At 34.9% G+C, this 249-nt stretch carries 1 pseudogene; it reads left to right on the top strand.

Features of this window, described 5'->3' with window-relative positions:
- Positions 1-249, top strand: a pseudogene (locus BAQ49_RS03855) (IS4 family transposase); the annotation flags it as partial.

The raw sequence follows: 249 nt of genomic DNA, 5'->3' as shown, positions 1-249 counted from the left end.
TTCTTCTACAATGTTTAAGATGAGAGAACTCCTGTTACGTAAGAAACAGAAAGAGCTAAGTGAATATAAAGCGATGTACATAATTAAAGATTATTTTTCACTTTTTCACCAAGCATTACACAAAAACACCCAAGAGTTATCAAAGGTTCTCCTTCGTCTGTTTAACCTCCTACAGCGCAACGGACGAAAATCTCATCGATACGAGAAAAAGACAGTCTTTGATATTTTGGGTGTTGTTTATGAGTATAC

Origin of the sequence: Bacillus proteolyticus, from assembly GCF_001884065.1 — a bacterium.
Classification (GTDB): domain Bacteria; phylum Bacillota; class Bacilli; order Bacillales; family Bacillaceae_G; genus Bacillus_A; species Bacillus_A proteolyticus.
This window is presented reverse-complemented; position numbering and strand designations above follow the sequence as displayed.